The 432-nt window shown below is 80.3% G+C and carries 1 protein-coding gene; it reads right to left on the bottom strand.

The window, feature by feature from the left end; genetic code table 11:
• A partial coding sequence (locus FOE67_RS28350) for a DUF5304 family protein (protein ID WP_182667638.1) occupies positions 1-432 on the bottom strand: 432 nt, incomplete at both ends.

Raw genomic sequence — 432 nt, 5'->3', positions numbered from 1 at the left:
GGCCCTCCCCGGCGTCCCGATCCGCCCCGGGGGCCCCCGGGGCCGGTTCGGCGCCCGTTCCCGGGCCGGTCGTCGGGGCGTCACCGCCGCGCGGCGGGGTGTTCACGGAGGGGCCGGGATCGAGGAAACCGCGCAGGGCCGCCGCCAACTCCCCTCCCGCCCGTGCGAGATGGTCCAGCGCGGGGCCGTTGCGCTCGATGACCGGGTCCAGGGCGAAGCGGGCGCCGCGCGCCACCCGGGCGGCGTCGCCACCGAGCCGGCTCACCCCGTCGGTGAGGAGATCGGCGATGCGCCGCAGGTGCTCGGCGCCCTCACCGGGCAGCGGCCCCGAGCGGGCCCGGTTCCTGGCCCGTTGCTCGGCGAGGTCCTCCGCGCAGGCGATGGCCCACGCGTCGGGTTCACCGGCGGTGCGGGGGGAGTCGGGGGCCGGGG

This window comes from Streptomyces calidiresistens (genome assembly GCF_014141525.1).
In the GTDB taxonomy this organism is placed as follows: domain Bacteria; phylum Actinomycetota; class Actinomycetes; order Streptomycetales; family Streptomycetaceae; genus Streptomyces; species Streptomyces calidiresistens.
Note: the sequence above shows the minus strand (reverse complement) of the source record. Positions and strands in the feature narration are given on the sequence as shown.